Below are 263 nucleotides of genomic sequence, written 5' to 3'. Positions count from 1 at the left end.
CCGCGAAGGTCACGGCCACCATCGTCGCGATGGAACCAGACACCCGTACCGTGACGCTTTAAGACGGCAAAGGCAGGGCGGTGCAAGTGGAGGTGGGAGAAGAGGCGCGCAATTTCGACCAGTTAGGGTTGGAGATATCGCCTCTGACGGGATGTGCATACTATGAAGTACCTCCCGGCACCGTCATCGCCGCACCTGCCGGCTTTGACCGGTCCTTCGCGGCCGCGGTGGGACGCGATGCGAGACAAGGGTCTGTCGATTAC

1 pseudogene is annotated in these 263 nt (G+C 61.6%); it reads left to right on the top strand.

Going from position 1 to position 263, the window contains the following annotated elements:
- Positions 1 to 80 precede the first annotated feature (80 nt).
- Positions 81 to 263, top strand: a pseudogene (locus SB764_RS41445) (hypothetical protein); the annotation flags it as partial.

The sequence above is a fragment of the Paraburkholderia sp. SIMBA_027 genome (genome assembly GCF_046535315.1).
In the GTDB taxonomy this organism is placed as follows: domain Bacteria; phylum Pseudomonadota; class Gammaproteobacteria; order Burkholderiales; family Burkholderiaceae; genus Paraburkholderia; species Paraburkholderia tropica.
The sequence above is the reverse complement of the archived record's forward strand: the minus strand, read 5'-3'. Positions and strand labels throughout refer to the sequence as shown.